Origin of the sequence: Marinobacter sp. NFXS11 (genome assembly GCF_040148675.1) — a bacterium.
Taxonomy (GTDB): Bacteria; Pseudomonadota; Gammaproteobacteria; order Pseudomonadales; family Oleiphilaceae; genus Marinobacter.
Genome location: NZ_JAGDDV010000002.1, coordinates 22,386 through 39,938 on the forward strand (window position 1 = coordinate 22,386; position 17,553 = coordinate 39,938).

A 17,553-nucleotide genomic window follows, 5' to 3' on the forward strand; every position below is an offset into this window, starting at 1 on the left:
AACACATGCTAGTACTAGAAGATGTCCATACCCATTACGGCAAGATCGAGGCCTTGCACGGGGTGTCTGTCGAAGTCAAAAAGGGTGAGATCGTCTCGCTGATCGGCGCCAACGGCGCCGGCAAGACCACCCTGCTGATGACCGTCTGCGGTAACCCCCGGGCCAGTTCAGGACGCATTTTCCTGGAGGGCCGGGAAATCACCAACGAATCCACCGCGCAGATCATGCGCTCCGGCATCGCCATTGTTCCGGAGGGGCGTCGGGTATTCTCGGGCCTGACCGTGGAGGAAAACCTCCACATGGGTGGTTTCTTCAACACCAAGGCCGAAATCCGCAAGAGCCAGCAGCACGTCTACGAGCTCTTCCCGCGCCTCAAGGAACGCGAACATCAGCGTGCCGGCACCATGTCCGGCGGCGAGCAGCAAATGCTGGCTATCGGGCGGGCCCTGATGAGCAGGCCAGAGATGATCATCCTTGATGAACCATCGCTGGGTCTGGCTCCGCTGATCATCAAGCAGATCTTCGAGATCATCGGTCAGCTTCGCGAAGAAGGCATTACTGTCTTCCTGGTGGAGCAGAACGCTCACCAGGCACTTAATCTGGCCGACCGGGGCTACGTCCTGGAAACAGGCAAGATTCGGCTGCATGATACGGGCAAGAATCTGCTGGAAAACCCGGACGTTCAGAACGCCTATTTGGGAGGCTGATTGCAGACACTTGCTGAAAACAGAAAAGCCGGAGCATGTTGCCATGCTCCGGCTTTTTCTTTGGGCAAAGAGCGTATTACTTAATGCTCTTGATAGTGCCCTTGTAGCCTTCGACGGTTACATTGATGGTACCGAAAATGAGGAAGTCCTCGGCCTCAACTGTGTAACGCGGTGCTACGATAATATCTGCACCTGACTGCTTGATAGCCTTATAGGCAGCAGCAGACTTAGCCTTAGAGACCGGATTTTCAAACGGCAGCGCGCCACCGGCAGAGGCACCGGCTCCGTATGCTACGCCATCAGCAAATTCTTTGTCGTTAGCGATGGTGAAGAACAGAATCTTTGTTACAGATGCTTTACCACTGATCTTCTCACCAACTTCAATGTCAGCCTTAATATTAGTTTCCAGGGGAGCAGTGATAGGCATAGCGTTTGAGCTTACATTCAGGGAGCTGCAGCCGGACAGCGCGCCAACCAGAACAAGCGAGGATGCGATAAGAACTTTTTTCAAAATGATGTCTCCATGTGTTGTTTCATGGCCTTCGTGGCCGGCGTCACTATACGCATGCTCCATTTTTATAACAAGAAAACCGCGCGTTCCTTTTTTTAGAACTATTTGTTATTTAAAAATATTAGCATTTTTAACCTTATCAATGACTTGAACAAAAAACATACAAAATACCTTGCCCGATCAACGAATGATCTATACTCAAGCCAACGGTCAACCTGTCTCCACAAGACCAGTCAGGGCCGTTTTCGCAGTACTGCGCCAAGTCAGGGGCAGTACTGTGTATTGCGACGACAGCTTTAAACCACAGAAAGGAGTGGATAATGAAAAAACTGATCGCAGGTGCAATTCTTCTGGGTGCTTCCTCCCTGGCCTTTGCCCAACCGGGTTGTGGTGTAGGTGCCATGATCTGGAAAGGACAGTCCGGCATTGCTCCCCACGTTTTGGCTGCAACCACCAACGGAACCTTTGGTAACCAGACCTTTGGTATGACGACAGGCACGCTTGGCTGCCAGACCAATCAGTCTGTTCAGTCCATGGCCATGTATATGGACAGCAACATCGACAAGGTAGCTCGGGATATGTCCCGCGGTTCCGGCGAGAACCTGGACACCCTGGCAGTACTTCTGGGCGTTGACGAAGCTGACCGTGGAGCCTTCCGCAAGGTGCTGCAAGACAACTTTGCCACCATTTTCCCGAGCTCTGACACCACCTCCGGCGAAGCCGTGGACGCCATCGTCGCGCTGCTGGAGAAAAACGAGTCACTCAGCAAGTACGTAGCAGCCTGATACTGACTCATTGAAGGGACTCTCATGCGCCAGGGACGGCGCATTGTTCCACCCTCTACCCTGTTTAACCCCGGATGCAGCACTCACCCATGGGCAACATGCTTCGCATTGGGCCAGCTCTGATCTGGCTCGCAGTCAGCCTGCCAATCCAGGCGAAACCGCCTGAGAGCCAGCCCGACCTTCATCTTGATCCCGCCTGGCTCACCCTGATCCACTATCAGCCCGAATCTTTTGGCGACGGCTACACCAGCCAGGCCGACGACCCGGCCTTTTTCCTGAGCGAGGACGGCAAGCACTCACCGAAAGCGGAGCTGAAGGCAACCCTCGAAGCCATCAAACGGCCCGGCGAAGGCGATGACCATGCCCGCTGCCGTTTCCCCGCCCGGGAGACCTGGCTTCGTCAGCAACTGGACCTGTCGCTACCGGAAATTGAGTGTCCTGGCTATCAGGAATGGTCGGAAACCCTGAACACCGAGACGGTGACCCTGGTGTTCGCCGCCTCGTACCTGAACAGCCCGTCGTCTATGTTCGGTCATACGTTTCTGCGCCTGGACCCGCCCCAGGACGACGACGAAACGAACCTGCTGTTGGCCAACACGATTTCCTATGCTGCCGATGCTGCTGCCCACGACAGTGAACTGCTGTTTGCCTACAAGGGAATTTTCGGCGGCTACCCCGGCATCACCTCGGTTCAGCCCTACTATGAAAAAATCCGGTTGTATTCGGACATCGAACATCGCGACCTGTGGGAATACAAACTGAACCTCACACAGGATGAAGTGGACCTGATGATTGCCCACGCCTGGGAAATACGGGACCGCAATTTTGATTACTACTTCTTTGACGAGAATTGCGCCTATCGCCTGCTGGCGCTGATAGACATCGCTCGACCCGGCACCGACCTTCTGGGCGAAGTAAGCACTCACGCTATCCCCTCTGACACGGTTCGCTGGGTGGTGGACAAAGATCTGGTCAGCGACGTGTATTACCGGCCTTCGGCCGCCACCTCCGTGGCTTACAGTCTCTCGACCCTGCCCGACGATCACCAGACCCTCGCGGCGGCGATCGCCAACGGTTATGTCGACGCGGACGGCGGTGAAATAACCTCGCTGCCACCCGAGCAGAGGGCCCATGTTCTGGACGCCACCTACGATTATGTTCGCTACAAAAGCGAGGCCGACGGCTGGCCCCGTGAAATCGCCGCGCCTCTCTCCCATAACCTGTTGAGAGAACGCAGCCAGATCAATAACGTCGCTCCGCCGGAGGATCCACCCGCGCCAGTTGTCAGAGACGACCAGGGCCACGACACCTTCCGCCTGAGTCTCGGGGCAGGCCAGCAGGCGCACAGGGAATTCACCCAGTTGACCCTGCGCCCGGCCTACCACGACGTCCTGGACCCGCCGGCGGGCTACCGCACGGGTGCCCAGCTTCAGTTCCTCCGACTCGACGCGCGCCTGTACACCGACAATAACGAGCTTCAACTGGAACAGCTGACTGGCGTGGAGATCCGCTCATTAAGCCCGAGGAACGCTTTTTTCTCGCCGCTGTCCTGGCAGGTGGGATTTGGTGGGCGCCGCACCGACACCGGCAACGACCGGGTCCTGACGCCCTACCTTGAAGGGGGCGCCGGGGGCAGTTGGCGCCTGGGCCACCAGACTCAGGCCTTCGCCATCGCCACTGCAGACCTGGAAATCGATGACGACCTGCGCCGGGGCTACGATGCCGCCCCCGGCGCCGATATCGGCCTGCTGCACCAGAACGACCACTTCAGCCTGCTTGCCGGTGCCAAGACCAAGGCCTGGATCGTCAGCAGCCAGCACCGTCAGGACCAGCTTTACGCCAAGGCCAACTGGCACATCGGCCGCGAGTTCAGTCTGTTTGCCGAATTCACCCGCGAAGATCACTACGACAGGTACCAGAGCACATGGCACGCCGGAATTCACGCCTACTTCTGACCACCGTGGCGCGGACGACCGTGCTTCTGGTTGCTCTCCTCCTGTTATCAGGTTGCAGCAGTGTATTCTTCTTCCCGGATCGAGTGACTTACATCACCCCGGACCGGCTGAATCTCGAATACGAAGACATCTACCTCGACACCGCCGACGGCGAAACCCTCCATGGCTGGTGGCTACCCGCAGAAGTCCCTGAGAATAACGTCAGAGGCACAGTCTATTTCCTCCACGGCAATGCCCAGAACGTCAGCAGCCACATCCTCAACGTGGCCTGGCTGCCTGAGAAAGGCTACAACGTCTTTACAATCGACTACCGGGGTTTTGGAAAATCCACCGGGGATCCGGACATCGAGGGTGCTCTGCATGATGTTGAAACCGGCCTGAGATGGCTGGTGGAAAAGCCAGAAGTGAGTGAGCGGCCACTGTACATCCTTGGCCAGAGCCTTGGCGGTGGACTGGGAATAGCCCTCGCAAGTGAATGGACCCAACGGCAGGAACAGCCAGGCCTGAATGGTGTCATTCTGGACGGCACATTCTCCGGCTTCCGTAGAATCGCCCGGGAGAAGTTGGATGGGTTCTGGCTTACCTGGCCGTTACAGATTCCGCTGAGCTGGACTATCCCCGACGATTACGAGGGTGTGGATCATATTTCGCGGATCAGCCCGGTTCCTGTGATGGTCATTCACAGCGTGCGGGACGGCATTATTCCGTTTCATCATGGGGAGGCGCTTTACGAGGCTGCCGAGGAGCCCAAGGAGTTTTTGCAGACGGATACGCCCCATGGGGCGACGTTTGTTATACCGGGATATCGGAGGGAAGTGATTCGGTTTATGTCGCAATAAAAAACCCGCCAATCCAGAGGAAAGGCGGGTTTTTGTTTGTCGAATTACGCCTTTGGCTAATCCGACCTACCTTTCAGGACGGGGTCCCTCAGGCAGAGAAATCGGTCGGCTGGTCGCCTTCCTTGATTTCCTTCATGGACAGCTTCACGCGACCACGGTTGTCGACATCCAATACCTTCACCAGAACTTCCTGACCTTCGCTCAGCTCGTCAGTCACGTTCTCGATGCGGCGGTCAGAGATCTGGGAAATGTGCACCAGACCATCCTTGCCAGGCAGGATGTTAACGAAGGCACCGAAGTCCACAATGCGCTCAACGCGGCCCTTGTAGATGGCACCCACTTCGATCTCAGCGGTGATTTCCTTAACCCGGTTCACCGCCGCCTGGGCAGCTTCCTGGTTATCCGCATAGATCTTCACATTGCCGTCATCATCCAGATCGATGGAAGCACCGGTCTCGTCACAGATGGAACGGATCACAGAACCGCCCTTACCGATAACGTCGCGAATCTTCTCCGGATTGATCTTGATGGTGGTGATGCTCGGGGCGCGTGCAGACAGCTCGGCACGGGGGGTAGAGATAACCTTGTTCATCTCGCCCAGGATGTGCAGACGCGCGGCGTGAGCCTGCTCGAGAGCAAGCTCCATGATCTCGTCGGTGATGCCGTTGATCTTGATATCCATCTGCAGGGCGGTTACGCCCTCCTGGGTACCGGCCACCTTGAAGTCCATGTCGCCCAGGTGATCTTCGTCACCCAGGATGTCAGTCAGAACCGCGAACTTGTCGCCTTCCTTGACCAGACCCATGGCAATACCGGCAACCGGCGCCTTGATGGGTACACCCGCGTCCATCAGCGCCAGGCTGGAACCACAGACGGATGCCATGGAGCTGGAACCGTTGGACTCGGTGATCTCGGAAACCGCACGGATAGCGTAGGGGAATTCTTCCAGTGTCGGCATAACAGCCAGAACACCACGCTTGGCCAGACGACCGTGACCAACCTCGCGGCGGCCCGGGGTTCCTACACGACCAGCTTCACCTACAGAGTACGGAGGGAAGTTGTAGTGGAACAGGAACGGATCCTTGCGCTCACCTTCCAGCGCATCAATGATCTGCACATCACGGGAAGTACCCAGAGTGGTGGTCACGATGGCCTGGGTCTCGCCACGGGTAAACAGGGCGGAACCGTGAACGCTGGGCAGAACGCCCACTTCAATTTCGATCGGGCGGACAGTCTTGTTATCACGACCATCGATCCGGGGCTTGCCATCAATGACCTGCTGGCGAACCACACTCTTCTCGATCTTGCCGAAGTACTTTTTGACTTCGTCTTCGGAAGGCTGGCCTTCCTCTTCACCGGCCAGTTTCTCAACGGCAGCGGCCTTCACTTCGCCCAGACGCTCGTAACGGGCCATCTTGTCGCGAATGCCGTAGGCTTCCTCGATAGCGCCGGCAAAGTCGGCCTTGATGGCATTGAGCAGCTCGGTGTTCTCGACCGCCGGCTGCCAGTCCCAACGGGGCTTGCCAATTTCAGCGGCAAATTCCTTGATAGCGGCAACCGCCGTCTGCATTTCCTGGTGGCCGTAAAGCACGCCGCCCAGCATCTGGTCTTCTGTCAGGCCCTTGGCTTCGGATTCCACCATCAGAACCGCGTCTTCGGTGCCGGCAACAACCATGTCCAGCAGGGAGGTCTGCAGCTCTTCGAAGGTCGGGTTCAGGAAATAACCGCGCTCGTTGGTGTAACCCACGCGGGACGCACCGATGGGGCCATCAAACGGAATACCGGAGATGGACAGCGCAGCAGAAGCGGCCAGCATCGCGGCAATATCCGGATCCTGGTTCTTGCTGGAGGACATGACCGTGGTGATGACCTGAACTTCGTTCATGAAGCCGTTCGGGAACAGCGGACGAATCGGACGGTCGATCAGGCGGGAGGTCAGGGTTTCCTTTTCGGAAGGACGACCTTCACGCTTGAAGAAACCACCGGGGATTTTACCCACGGCGTAGGTCTTCTCGAAGTAATTCACGGTCAGCGGGAAGAACGGCTGGCCGGGCTTGGCTTCTTTCGCGCCAACAACGGTACCGAGAACGGAAATGTCGTCGACGGTTACCAGTACGGAACCGGTTGCCTGACGGGCAATACGGCCGGTTTCCAGAGTGACGGTTTTGCCGCCAAGCTCAAATGATTTCTTGAAAGGTTTCAGATCCACAAAAAACTCCTGGTCTATCTGTTCCAGATTGATTCGTTCCGGGCGCCCCTGCGCTCGAAACCATAGGTCTGCAGATGATGCGCTGTGGTCTGAAGAGCAACCCGTCTGAAAGCTAACAGGCTGTTGCAAAACCCCGGTCTCGGAGGCGGCGGTTCCAGAGGCCGCCAGGCCCGGGCTTTTCAACAACCTGCTATCAATTTCGGCTTTCCATTACGACAGGGAATCCTTCGAACACACAGACAATCCAACTGCAGTGGGAGAAAAACACAACCAGCAGACCCCGTGAGGAGCCTGCTGGTTGACGGCTGCCACCGGAAACACCGGCACAGCCCTCAGGTCGTAAAGACCCGGATTAGCGACGCAGACCCAGACGCTGGATGAGCTCCAGGTAACGGTCAGCGTTCTTGCGCTTGAGGTAGTCCAGCAGCTTACGACGCTGGTTAACCATCCGGATCAGGCCGCGGCGGGAGTGGTGATCCTGCTTGTTGGCCTTGAAGTGATCCTGCAGCTTGTTGATGTTCGCGCTCAGCAGTGCCACCTGAACTTCAGGGGAACCGGTATCGCCATCACCTTGCTGAAAATCCTGAACGATCTGTGCTTTCTCGTTGGCAGAAAGTGCCATAACTCACCTCATTGTTTGCGATGCTTTCGAATACGGCCGAACCGCGCATCTCTACAGCCCGGCTAGACAGCGGCGCGCCTAACGCTTTCCGCTGCTTTTCACCAGTCGGCGCGGGACCAGATTGGTCTGCTCGCCTTCCGGGAATGCTTCTGCCAGCCCCACGAAACTTTCGTTAGCGCTCTCATTCGCATAGAGACGCACGAAGCCTTCATAGGCCTGACCCGGTATTCTAACCGGTTGTCCGTTCAAGATCGATACCAGCGCTTGCCCCGCCAGACGATGCTCGGGGAACATAGACAGCGCGGCATCCGGCGCCACGAGGAGACCATCGAGGCTCTCATCCCGTTCACGCATCGCCTCGAGATCACTCACTGCATGGGCATTAGCCAGGGTGAAACCCGAGGCCATGGTACGGCGCAATGCCGTTACATGCGCTCCGCAACCCAAGGCTTCGCCAATATCCTCAACCAGTGAGCGAATGTACGTACCCTTGGTGCAACTGACTGCGATATCGAGCTCATTCTCACGAATATCCAGGAGCGTCAGCTCGTAGATGGTGACGGGTCTTGCCGGACGCTCCACCTCAATACCTTCGCGGGCGTATTCGTAAAGCGGACGTCCCTTGTGCTTGAGCGCCGAGTACATGGAAGGAACCTGCTGGATATCACCCCGGAAACCGTCCAGAACGGGCTCCAGTACATCGGCAGTGAGGCCTCTGGGTACCGGTTTCTCGGCAACGATTGCCCCTTCACTGTCACCGGTCTCGGTCTTGATTCCGAGCCGGGCGGTGGCAATGTAGGCCTTGTCGCTATCGAGCATCATCTGTGAGAACTTGGTGGCCTCACCAAAACACAGAGGCAACACGCCTGTGGCCAGGGGATCAAGAGCACCAGTATGGCCCGCCTTGGCTGCCCCGAACAGGCGTTTCACCTGCTGCAGGATACCATTGGAGGTAACACCCAGCGGCTTGTCGATGACCAGAATACCGTTGACGTCACGGCCCTTGCGTCTGCGGCTCAATCGTTACGCTCCGGATCGTCCTGGTCTTCGTCTCCATTCCGGTCTACCGCCGGCTTGTCGCCAACCGCTTCACGAATCAGGCTGTCCATCTTGCGGCTGTAGCCCTGCAGGGTATCGAAGTGGAACCGCAGCTGGGGCACAACCCTCAGCTTCATCGCACGCCCTACCTGGCCACGCAGAAAACCCGAGGCCTTGTTGAGCACCGAAATCGATTCTTTAACTTCCGGAGATTCCTCCGTCAGCTCTTCGGTGGAAAGCAGGGACACATAGATATCGGCGTAGCCAAGGTCACGACTGACCTTGACTGCGTTTACCGTGACCATGCCCACCCGCGGGTCTTTGACCTCCCGCTGGATGAGCTGGGCCAGTTCCCGTTGCATCTGATCGCCGATGCGATCAATACGACTGAACTCTCTTGGCATTAGGCTTCCTTCAAAATCGGGCGCATCACGCGCCGGTGGACTCAAGCTTGCGCTCGACCCGGACGCGATCGAAGACCTCGATCTGGTCGCCGACTTTTACGTCGTAACCCTTAACGCCAATACCGCACTCCATGCCGTTACGGACTTCAGGCACGTCGTCCTTGAAGCGACGCAGGGATTCCAGCTCGCCTTCAAAAATAACCACGTTGTCCCGCAGAACCCGGATCGGCTTGTTACGGTAAACCGTGCCTTCGGTGACCATACAACCTGCCACCTGACCAAACTTCGGCGAACGGAACACATCACGCACGTCTGCGATGCCAACGATATCTTCGCGGAATTCCGGTGCCAGCATGCCAGTCAGGGCTGCTTTCACATCATCAATCAGGTTGTAGATGATGCTGTAGTAGCGCAGATCCAGACCTTCCTGCTCAACCAGGCGCTTGGACGCCGTGTCCGCACGGACGTTGAAACCGAAGATAACCGCATTGGTTGCCATGGCCAGACTGACGTCGGTCTCGGCAATACCGCCAACACCGGACGACACGATCTTGACCTGTACCTCATCGTTACCGAGATCTTGCAAGGCCTTGGTGATGGCTTCCAGCGAACCGCGAACGTCGGTCTTGAGCACAACATTGAGGGTTTTGACCTCGTCCTTGCCCATGTTCTCGAACAGGTTCTCGAGTTTTGCCGCCTGCTGGCGCTGGAGACGCTGCTCCCGCTCACGGGTCTGGCGGAACTCGGCCAGTTCTTTGGCCTTCTTCTCGTCGGCCACCGCGAAGAACTCGTCACCGGCGTCCGGCGTGCCGTTCAGGCCGAGGATCTCAACCGGAATCGACGGGCCAGCTTCTTTCGTTTGCTTGCCGGCTTCGTCAGTCATCGCCCGGACCTTACCAAAATAGGCACCTGCAACAACCATGTCGCCCTGACGCAGGGTACCGTTCTGTACCAGTACAGTCGCGACGGAACCGCGGCCACGTTCAAGGCTGGATTCCACGACCACACCTTTGGCCGGTGCATCCGTAGAGGCCTCAAGTTCGAGGATTTCGGACTGCAGCAAGACGGCCTCAAGCAGTGCGTCAATGCCGTCACCGGTGTGAGCGGAAACAGGGACGAACTGAACGTCCCCGCCCCAGTCTTCCGGCACAACTTCCAGAGCAGCCAGCTCGCTCTTGATTCGATCAGGGTCCGCACCTTCCTTGTCCATCTTGTTGATGGCAACAACGATCGGCACACCGGCGGAACGGGCGTGCTGCACCGCTTCCTTGGTCTGTGGCATCACGCCATCATCGGCGGCGACGACCAGGATAACGATATCGGTACACTGGGCACCACGGGCACGCATGGCGGTAAAGGCCGCGTGGCCCGGGGTATCCAGGAAGGAGACCATGCCGTGATCGGTTTCTACGTGGTAGGCACCAATATGCTGGGTAATACCACCGGATTCACCGGAGGCCACCTTGGTACGGCGGATGTAGTCCAGCAAAGAGGTCTTACCATGGTCAACGTGACCCATCACGCTCACAACCGGCGCCCGCTTGGTTTTCTCGCCACCCTCGAAGGAGAATTCGCTCAGAACCTCTTCTTCGAACGCATCTTCGCTGACGGTCTTGGCTTTATGACCCAGTTCCTCGGTCACCAGAACCGCCGTTTCCTGGTCCAGTGCCTGGTTGATGGTGGCCATGACGCCCATGCCCATCAGGGTCTTGATAACATCAGCCGACTTGACCGCCATACGCTGGGCAAGGTCGCCGACAGAAATCGTTTCCGGAATCTCTACTTCTCTGACCATTGGCTTGGTCGGCCTCTCGAAAGCATGACGCTTCTCTTTGGGTTTCTTTTTCGCACGCAGCGGCTTGCGCAGCGTGGTCTCTTCCTCATCCTCGGAGATAACCAGCGGCTCTTCCACCGGACGACTGCGAGGACCACGATGGCCAGCCTGCTTCTTCTTCGGCTTGCCCTCTTCGATCTCGTCGCCGCGCTCGCGAACTTTCTCTTTCTTTTTCTTCGGCTTGCGATCCTTGCCATCGCCCTCGGGCGGAGGCATCGGCATATCTTCCGGAGCAGGAACCGGCTCGGGCTCTTTCTTCGGCTCGGCCTTCTCTGTTTGTTCCGGCTGCTCTGATGTTGCTGCCTCGGCCGGCTTCTCTGCTTCCGGCTGCGGCGCCTGCTCAGCCGCTACCTTTGGCGCTTCCTCTACCGGCGCTTGCTCAGGCTGCTGCTGTGCTGGCGCCTCTTCCGGTTTCGGCGCTTCCGCCTCAGGCTGCAACTCAGCCCGTTTGATATAGGTACGGCGCTTGCGAACCTCAACATTGACGGTCTTTGCCTTGCCGGCCTTGAGCGTGGTGGTAGTTTTACGCTTCAGGGTAATCTTCCGCGGTTCGGCATCAGCCTCACCGTGAGTCTTTCTCAAATAGGCCAGCAACTGCTGCTTCTCATCGCTGGAGACAGAATCATTCTCGGAGCGGGCTTTCAGGCCAGCCTCCACAATCTGCTTCAGCAAACGATCCACGGGAGCGCCTACATCTTCGGCCAGTTGTTTTACCGTTACTTCAGCCATACTGGTCCTCCTCCCGAATTAAGCCTGGTCTTCAAACCAGGGGGCACGTGCAGTCATGATAAGCTGACCGGCACGCTCTTCATCCATACCTTCAATCTCGAGCAGGTCGCCAACCGACTGCTCTGCCAGATCTTCCATGGTGCGCACACCCATCCCGGCCAGTTTGAAGGCCAGGCTACGGTCCATGCCGTCCATTCCCAGAAGATCCTCTGCCGGCTCAGCACCTTCGAGCGCTTCCTCGCTTGCCAGGGCCTGGTTCAGCAGGACGTCCTTGGCACGACGGCGCAGCTCGGTGACGGTCTCTTCGTCAAAGCCTTCGATCGCCAACATCTCTTCCATCGGCACATAGGCCACCTCTTCGATAGAGGTAAAGCCTTCTTCGATCAGCACACCGGCAAACTCTTCATCAACATCCAAGTTGCCGATGAAATGCTCGACGAGCCGGCTGTATTCCTGTTCCTGACGCTCACCGGCTTCTTCCTCGGTCATCACGTTCAGGGTCCAACCTGTCAGGTCGGTGGCGAGGCGAACGTTCTGGCCGTTACGGCCGATTGCCTGAGCCAGGTTGTCTTCCGCCACTGCCACTTCCATGGTGTGCCCGTCTTCGTCCATCACGATAGAGGCCACTTCCGCAGGCGCCATCGCGTTGATGACCAACTGCGCAGGGTTGTCGTCCCACAGCACAATATCGACACGCTCACCGCCCAGCTCATTGGACACCGCCTGAACCCTGGAGCCACGCATACCAACACAGGCGCCAACGGGATCAATACGGCGATCGTTGGTCTTCACCGCGATCTTGGCCCTGGAACCCGGGTCGCGGGCAGCACCGCGGATCTCGATCAGATCTTCAGCAATCTCCGGCACCTCAATGCGGAACAGCTCAATGAGCATCTGCGAAGAGGTACGGCTGAGAATCAACTGGGGACCGCGGTGATCCGTACGGATCTCCAGCAGCAGGGAACGCACCCGGTCACCCATTCGGAACGTCTCACGGGGGATCAGGAATTCCCTCGGCAACAACGCTTCTGCATTGGCGCCGAGATCAACAATCACGTTGTCACGGGTAACCTTCTTAACGGTACCTGACACCAGCTCACCAACGCGGTCGCGGTAGCTGTCCACAATCTTGGTACGTTCAGCTTCACGAACCTTCTGGAAGATAATCTGCTTGGCAGCCTGGGCGCCGATGCGACCAAAGGCTTCGGATTCGATTTTCTCCTCGTGGATATCGCCAGGCTTCAGGGCCGTGTCGATTTCCTCGGCTTCCTGCAGGGTGAGCTCGGTGCCCAGCGCAGGAACGGCGTCATTATCCACCACCAGCCAGCGGCGGAAGGTTTCGTATTCGCCGGTTTTCCGGTCGATTGATACGCGGATATCCGCCTCTTCGTCTTCAAAGCGCTTTTTGGCAGCGGTGGCCAGTGCCAGCTCGATCGCCTCAAAGATCACATCCTTCTCGACACCTTTCTCGTTCGAGACGGATTCAACCACCAGCAAGATCTCTTTACTCATTGGATTGCCCTGCCCTTAAAATCAACTGTGCGTCCACGGACTTTATTCAAATCGTTCACTCAAATACCGGCACGATGTGGGCTTTTTCAATGCTGTCGAATGGCAGCAGATACTCGTGGTCATCAACGACCACAACCACATCATCACCCTCTACGCCTTTGATCAGCCCCTGAAACTTCCGGCGGCCCTCAAATGCCATCCGGAGACGAATCTGAACCTGGTGACCAACAAAGGCCTCGTATTGCTCAAGACGAAACAGCGGGCGATCCATCCCCGGGGATGAGACCTCGAGTGTGTATTCGGTCTGGATGGGATCTTCCACATCCATCACACCGCTGATCTGACGACTGACTTTTTCACAGTCTTCGATGCCGATGCCGTTTTCAGCATCGTCAATAAACACCCGTAACAGGGAATGATGGCCCTGCGAGCGGAATTCAATGCCCCAGAACTCATACCCCAGACCTTCCACTACAGGCTGAAGAATGTCTTCCAGTTGCTTAAGCTTGGCTGACAAGTTGTGCCTTCTCCGTTATCAGATTTACCGGCCCCAAAAACAAAAAAAGGGCTGTTTTATCAGCCCTTTTTATGCACCAGGGCCCTTTGCGCCAGGCCCCTTAATCAAAAAGCCCCTTACAATGGGGCCTTTTGTTGCAAGAACTCGCAGGAAGCAAAACGGTGTACCGCTTCCTGCTGACAGACACCTGGCCTGCCAGAAACCCGCCAGTAACACGCGGCAGGTCCCAATATCCGCCGGAGTATAGAGACGCCAGGCAGACTGGTCAAGGACTGACCAAAAAAAACGGCCTGGAAACTCCAAGCCGCTTTTCTTCTAATATGGTGCCCGGGGCCGGACTCGAACCGGCACAGCTTTCGCTACTACCCCCTCAAGATAGCGTGTCTACCAGTTTCACCACCCGGGCAACATTCTTACTCGAGTTCGGGAAGATCAGACTCCCCACCCTCGGTTTCGCTGGCTGCGGCTTCACCATTGTCAGCAGCACTGTCTGCAGGGGCCGGGCTGCTGGATTCCTGAACAACAGGAATACCGGCCTCACCCGCCACTTCGGCGCGCTGCTTGGCAAAGATTGCCAGCGAGAAACTTGTTACAAAAAATACCACGGCGAGCAGGGTCGTAAAGCGGGTCAGGAAACTGCCGCTGCCCTGGCTGCCAAACACAGTCTGGGAAGCACCACCACCAAAGGCGGCACCAGCATCAGCGCCCTTGCCCTGCTGGATCAGCACCAGACCCACCAGCGCCACCGCGATCACCACGTGCACAACGACTACCAGTGTTTCTACCCAATCCATAACGACTCTCGCGAACCTTTAAATTCAGGTACCCGCCGGAACACTCCGGCAAATACTTATAAAATCCTGTGCAATGAGCGACGCTCCGCCGATCAAACCGCCGTCAATATCCGGCTCGGCGAAAAGAGCGGCTGCATTATCCGCTTTTACACTCCCCCCGTAAAGCAGGGATATCTCATCGGCTGGCGCGCCTATCTCTGACAGCACCTTCCGGATCGAGGCATGCATTGCCTGGGCATCCTGCGCGGTCGCAGTCTTGCCGGTACCAATGGCCCAGACGGGTTCGTAGGCCACGACCACTTGCCGCCACTGATCCGCCGACACCGCTGCCAGACCGTTTCTGACCTGGGCCGCGACCACCGATTCAGCCTTGCCAGCCTCACGCTCTTCCAGAGTCTCGCCGACACAAACTACGGCATACAGTCCGCCGGCAACGATGCGACCGACTTTTTCGGCCACCATCTCATCGGTTTCACCGAAGATCTGACGACGCTCGGAATGCCCGACCAGCGCGTACTGGCAACCCTGATCCCTCGCCATCTCGGCAGAGATCTCTCCGGTATAGGCTCCGGAAGCCCACTGCCCCACGTTCTGAACGCCGACTGAGAGGAGATCGCCTGCATTGGCGGCTACTTCTCCGACGTAAATTGCGGGAGGAATAATAACAACCTCGACGCCATTATCAAGAGAGGCCGCCTGGGATCGCACATCGCTGACCAGCGTTTGTGCAAGGTCTTTCGACCCGTTCATTTTCCAGTTTCCGGCTACAATCTTACGACGCATAACAGTTCCCGAACGTTAGGGAGGGCGAACTATACAGTACTCCCTCCCGGCAGACAACCGCCTGAAAACACAAAATTAAGCGGTGGATTTCTCCACAACTTTTGCCAGTTCCTCGACTACCCGAAGAATCTCGCTGGCGTCCTGCCCCTCCGCCATCACACGAATCAGCGGCTCTGTGCCAGAGGCTCTCAACAGAATCCTTCCTGAACTGCCCAGCTCGGTTTCGGCCTTGCGCACCGCAGCCACGATATCATCACGACTGAACGGATCGAAACGTTGCGCCACCCGAACGTTGATCATTTTCTGAGGGAGCTTGCTCATCCCCTTCCGCAGATCCGCAAGGGTTTTCCCGGACTTCCACACTGAAAGAAGGACCTGCAGCGCCGAAACAATACCATCACCGGTACTGGTGCAGTCGCGGATAACCATGTGGCCAGAACCTTCGCCACCGAGCACCCAGTTGTTGGCGAGCAGCCGCTCCATCACGTACCGGTCGCCGACTTTTGCACGCTCGAACTCGATTCCGATTTCATTCAAAGCAAGCTCGACACCCAAATTGGTCATCAGCGTACCTACCACACCGCCTTTCAGGCGATCCTCGGCAAAGCGTTGGGACGCGATGACGTAGAGCAGCTCATCGCCGTCCACCTCGGATCCGTCCCGATCCACCATCAGAACCCGATCGCCATCCCCATCGAATGCGATCCCCAGATCAGCGTTTTTTTCGATCACTGCTGCCTTGAGCGCCTGCAGATGAGTGGAGCCAACGTTAAGGTTGATATTGAGCCCATCGGGATCGCCACCGATAACCGAAACCTTGGCCCCAAGCTCCCGAAATACCTTGGGGGCCACGTGATAGGTGGCGCCATGGGCACAGTCCAATACGATATTCATGCCGTCGAGCGTAAACTCATTGGGCACAGTGCTCTTGCAGAATTCCACATACCGGCCCGGCGCGTCGTCAACGCGGGAGGCCTTGCCCAGCTCAGTCGGGCCACAAACCTCAATGGGCTTGTCCAGCCAGCGCTCAATCTCGGCTTCAAGAGCATCGTCCAGCTTGGTGCCGGCCGCCGAGAAGAACTTGATACCGTTGTCGTGGTGGGGATTGTGGGAGGCGCTGATCACAATGCCGGCCGAAGCGCGAAAGGTGCGAGTCAGGTAGGCGATCGCCGGCGTTGGCATCGGACCGAGCAGTTTTACATCGACACCCGCCGCCGCAAGGCCGGCCTCCAGGGCGGATTCGAACATGTAACCGGACAGCCGGGTATCCTTGCCGATCAGTACGCTGTTGCGCTGACCATCGCGCTTGAAGGCCTGGCCCGCAGCCCAGCCAAGTTTCAGCATGAACTCCGGCGTTATCGGAAATTCACCCACGTGCCCGCGAATACCGTCGGTACCAAAGTACTTTCTCTCGGACATTAACCTGCCTCCTTCACTGCCGCCACCACGCGGATAGCGTCCACTGTTTCCCTGACATCGTGCACACGAATAATACTGGCACCCTTCATGGCCGCTATTGTCGCGGCCGCAAGGCTCGCAGGCAACCTTTCATTCACCTCACGCCCAGTGATATGACCCAACATGGACTTCCGGGAAACGCCAACCAGCAGGGGATGCCCCAGGATATGCATCTGCTCAAGGGAGGCCAGCAACTGCAGGTTATGTTCGAGGCTTTTCCCAAAACCGAAGCCGGGATCAAGCAGGATGTTTTCAGGGCGAACCCCGGCGTGCTCCGCAACGCGGATGCGCTCGGTCAGAAAAGCACTGACTTCCCGACGCACATTCCGGTACTCGGGGCGATCCTGCATGGTATCCGGCTCCCCCTGGATATGCATGATGCAAACCGGTATGCCCGCTTTTGCAGCCACTTCCGGAGCACCGTCACGTTGCAGGGCCCGCACATCATTGATCAGGCCGGCCCCGAGTTTTGCCGTCTCAGCCATCACTTCCGGCGCACTGGTGTCTACCGAGATAACCGCATCGAGCTCCCGGGCTGCCGCCTCAACCACCGGGCAGACGCGGTCCAACTCTTCCTGCAACGACACGGGCGTGGCGCCCGGCCGCGTGGATTCGCCACCGATGTCGATAAACGTGGCGCCATTGGCAACCATCTGCCTGGCCCGTACCAAAGCCGCATCCGGCCGGTTAAATTGGCCACCATCGGAAAACGAATCCGGTGTTACATTCAGAACGCCCATCACGTGGCAGCGGGACATATCCAGTTCCCGCCCGGCAAAATTCATTTTCATGGCAAACCTTTTTCACAATGACAAAAACAAACGCCGCCCGGAATCCGGGCGGCGCAGGGAACTAC

Annotated in this window: 16 protein-coding genes and 1 tRNA gene; 4 read left to right on the forward strand and 13 right to left on the reverse strand. The window is 57.4% G+C overall.

What is annotated here, in order from left to right:
* Window positions 1-5 precede the first annotated feature (5 nt).
* Window positions 6-707 carry an ABC transporter ATP-binding protein gene (locus J3362_RS09225; RefSeq protein ID WP_349519290.1) on the forward strand — a complete coding sequence of 234 codons (702 nt, stop codon included), beginning with the start codon at window positions 6-8 and terminating at the stop codon, window positions 705-707.
* A 76-nt stretch (window positions 708-783) separates the two neighbouring features.
* Here the strand turns inward: J3362_RS09225 and J3362_RS09230 are convergent, their stop codons facing one another.
* Window positions 784-1,218, reverse strand: a complete 435-nt coding sequence (locus J3362_RS09230) for a hypothetical protein (protein WP_349519291.1) — start codon at window positions 1,216-1,218, stop codon at window positions 784-786.
* Window positions 1,219-1,538: 320 nt separating this feature from the next.
* Between J3362_RS09230 and J3362_RS09235 the strand changes: the two genes are divergently transcribed.
* The 3 genes from J3362_RS09235 (at window position 1,539) to J3362_RS09245 (ending at window position 4,797) form a co-directional block, all read left to right on the forward strand.
* Window positions 1,539-2,003 carry a DUF3015 domain-containing protein gene (locus J3362_RS09235; RefSeq protein ID WP_349519292.1) on the forward strand — a complete coding sequence of 155 codons (465 nt, stop codon included), beginning with the start codon at window positions 1,539-1,541 and terminating at the stop codon, window positions 2,001-2,003.
* An 89-nt stretch (window positions 2,004-2,092) separates the two neighbouring features.
* The gene (locus tag J3362_RS09240; protein WP_349519293.1) at window positions 2,093-3,958 is read left to right on the forward strand and encodes an Lnb N-terminal periplasmic domain-containing protein; all 1,866 of its coding nucleotides are present in this window, start codon (window positions 2,093-2,095) and stop codon (window positions 3,956-3,958) included.
* Window positions 3,928-4,797 carry an alpha/beta hydrolase gene (locus J3362_RS09245; protein ID WP_349519294.1) on the forward strand — a complete coding sequence of 290 codons (870 nt, stop codon included), beginning with the start codon at window positions 3,928-3,930 and terminating at the stop codon, window positions 4,795-4,797. Before J3362_RS09240 ends, J3362_RS09245 begins: the two co-directional genes overlap by 31 nt.
* Window positions 4,798-4,885: 88 nt before the next feature.
* On the opposite strand, the gene pnp is transcribed toward J3362_RS09245, so the two are convergent.
* The 12 genes from pnp to folP all read right to left on the reverse strand — a co-directional run bounded on the left by pnp (window position 4,886) and on the right by folP (window position 17,488).
* Window positions 4,886-7,000: a polyribonucleotide nucleotidyltransferase gene (gene pnp, locus J3362_RS09250; protein ID WP_502882436.1), complete on the reverse strand. Its 2,115-nt coding sequence runs from the start codon at window positions 6,998-7,000 to the stop codon at window positions 4,886-4,888.
* Between the two features lie 358 nt (window positions 7,001-7,358).
* Window positions 7,359-7,628, reverse strand: coding sequence for a 30S ribosomal protein S15 (gene rpsO / locus J3362_RS09255; RefSeq protein ID WP_064230008.1), 270 nt, complete (start codon window positions 7,626-7,628; stop codon window positions 7,359-7,361).
* A gap of 78 nt (window positions 7,629-7,706) precedes the next feature.
* Window positions 7,707-8,648: a tRNA pseudouridine(55) synthase TruB gene (gene truB, locus J3362_RS09260; RefSeq protein WP_349519296.1), complete on the reverse strand. Its 942-nt coding sequence runs from the start codon at window positions 8,646-8,648 to the stop codon at window positions 7,707-7,709.
* Window positions 8,645-9,070, reverse strand: coding sequence for a 30S ribosome-binding factor RbfA (gene rbfA / locus J3362_RS09265; protein ID WP_349519297.1), 426 nt, complete (start codon window positions 9,068-9,070; stop codon window positions 8,645-8,647). The genes truB and rbfA overlap by 4 nt, the downstream gene beginning before the upstream one ends.
* A gap of 25 nt (window positions 9,071-9,095) precedes the next feature.
* Window positions 9,096-11,633, reverse strand: a complete 2,538-nt coding sequence (infB, locus tag J3362_RS09270) for a translation initiation factor IF-2 (RefSeq protein ID WP_349519298.1) — start codon at window positions 11,631-11,633, stop codon at window positions 9,096-9,098.
* Between the two features lie 18 nt (window positions 11,634-11,651).
* Complete coding sequence (gene nusA / locus J3362_RS09275; protein ID WP_349519299.1) at window positions 11,652-13,145, reverse strand: transcription termination factor NusA; 1,494 nt, start codon at window positions 13,143-13,145, stop codon at window positions 11,652-11,654.
* A 55-nt stretch (window positions 13,146-13,200) separates the two neighbouring features.
* Complete coding sequence (rimP, locus tag J3362_RS09280) at window positions 13,201-13,662, reverse strand: ribosome maturation factor RimP (RefSeq protein ID WP_088559066.1); 462 nt, start codon at window positions 13,660-13,662, stop codon at window positions 13,201-13,203.
* A 321-nt stretch (window positions 13,663-13,983) separates the two neighbouring features.
* A tRNA-Leu gene (locus J3362_RS09285) sits at window positions 13,984-14,068 on the reverse strand.
* Window positions 14,069-14,075: 7 nt separating this feature from the next.
* Window positions 14,076-14,456, reverse strand: a complete 381-nt coding sequence (secG, locus tag J3362_RS09290; protein ID WP_349519300.1) for a preprotein translocase subunit SecG — start codon at window positions 14,454-14,456, stop codon at window positions 14,076-14,078.
* Between the two features lie 24 nt (window positions 14,457-14,480).
* Entirely contained in the window at window positions 14,481-15,239 is a 759-nt protein-coding gene (gene tpiA, locus J3362_RS09295) for a triose-phosphate isomerase (RefSeq protein WP_349519301.1), read from the reverse strand.
* Window positions 15,240-15,314: 75 nt separating this feature from the next.
* A complete protein-coding gene (glmM, locus tag J3362_RS09300) occupies window positions 15,315-16,658 on the reverse strand; it encodes a phosphoglucosamine mutase (protein WP_008171529.1) in 1,344 nt (447 codons plus the stop codon).
* Entirely contained in the window at window positions 16,658-17,488 is an 831-nt protein-coding gene (folP, locus tag J3362_RS09305) for a dihydropteroate synthase (protein ID WP_349519302.1), read from the reverse strand. The genes glmM and folP overlap by 1 nt, the downstream gene beginning before the upstream one ends.
* Window positions 17,489-17,553: the final 65 nt, after the last annotated feature.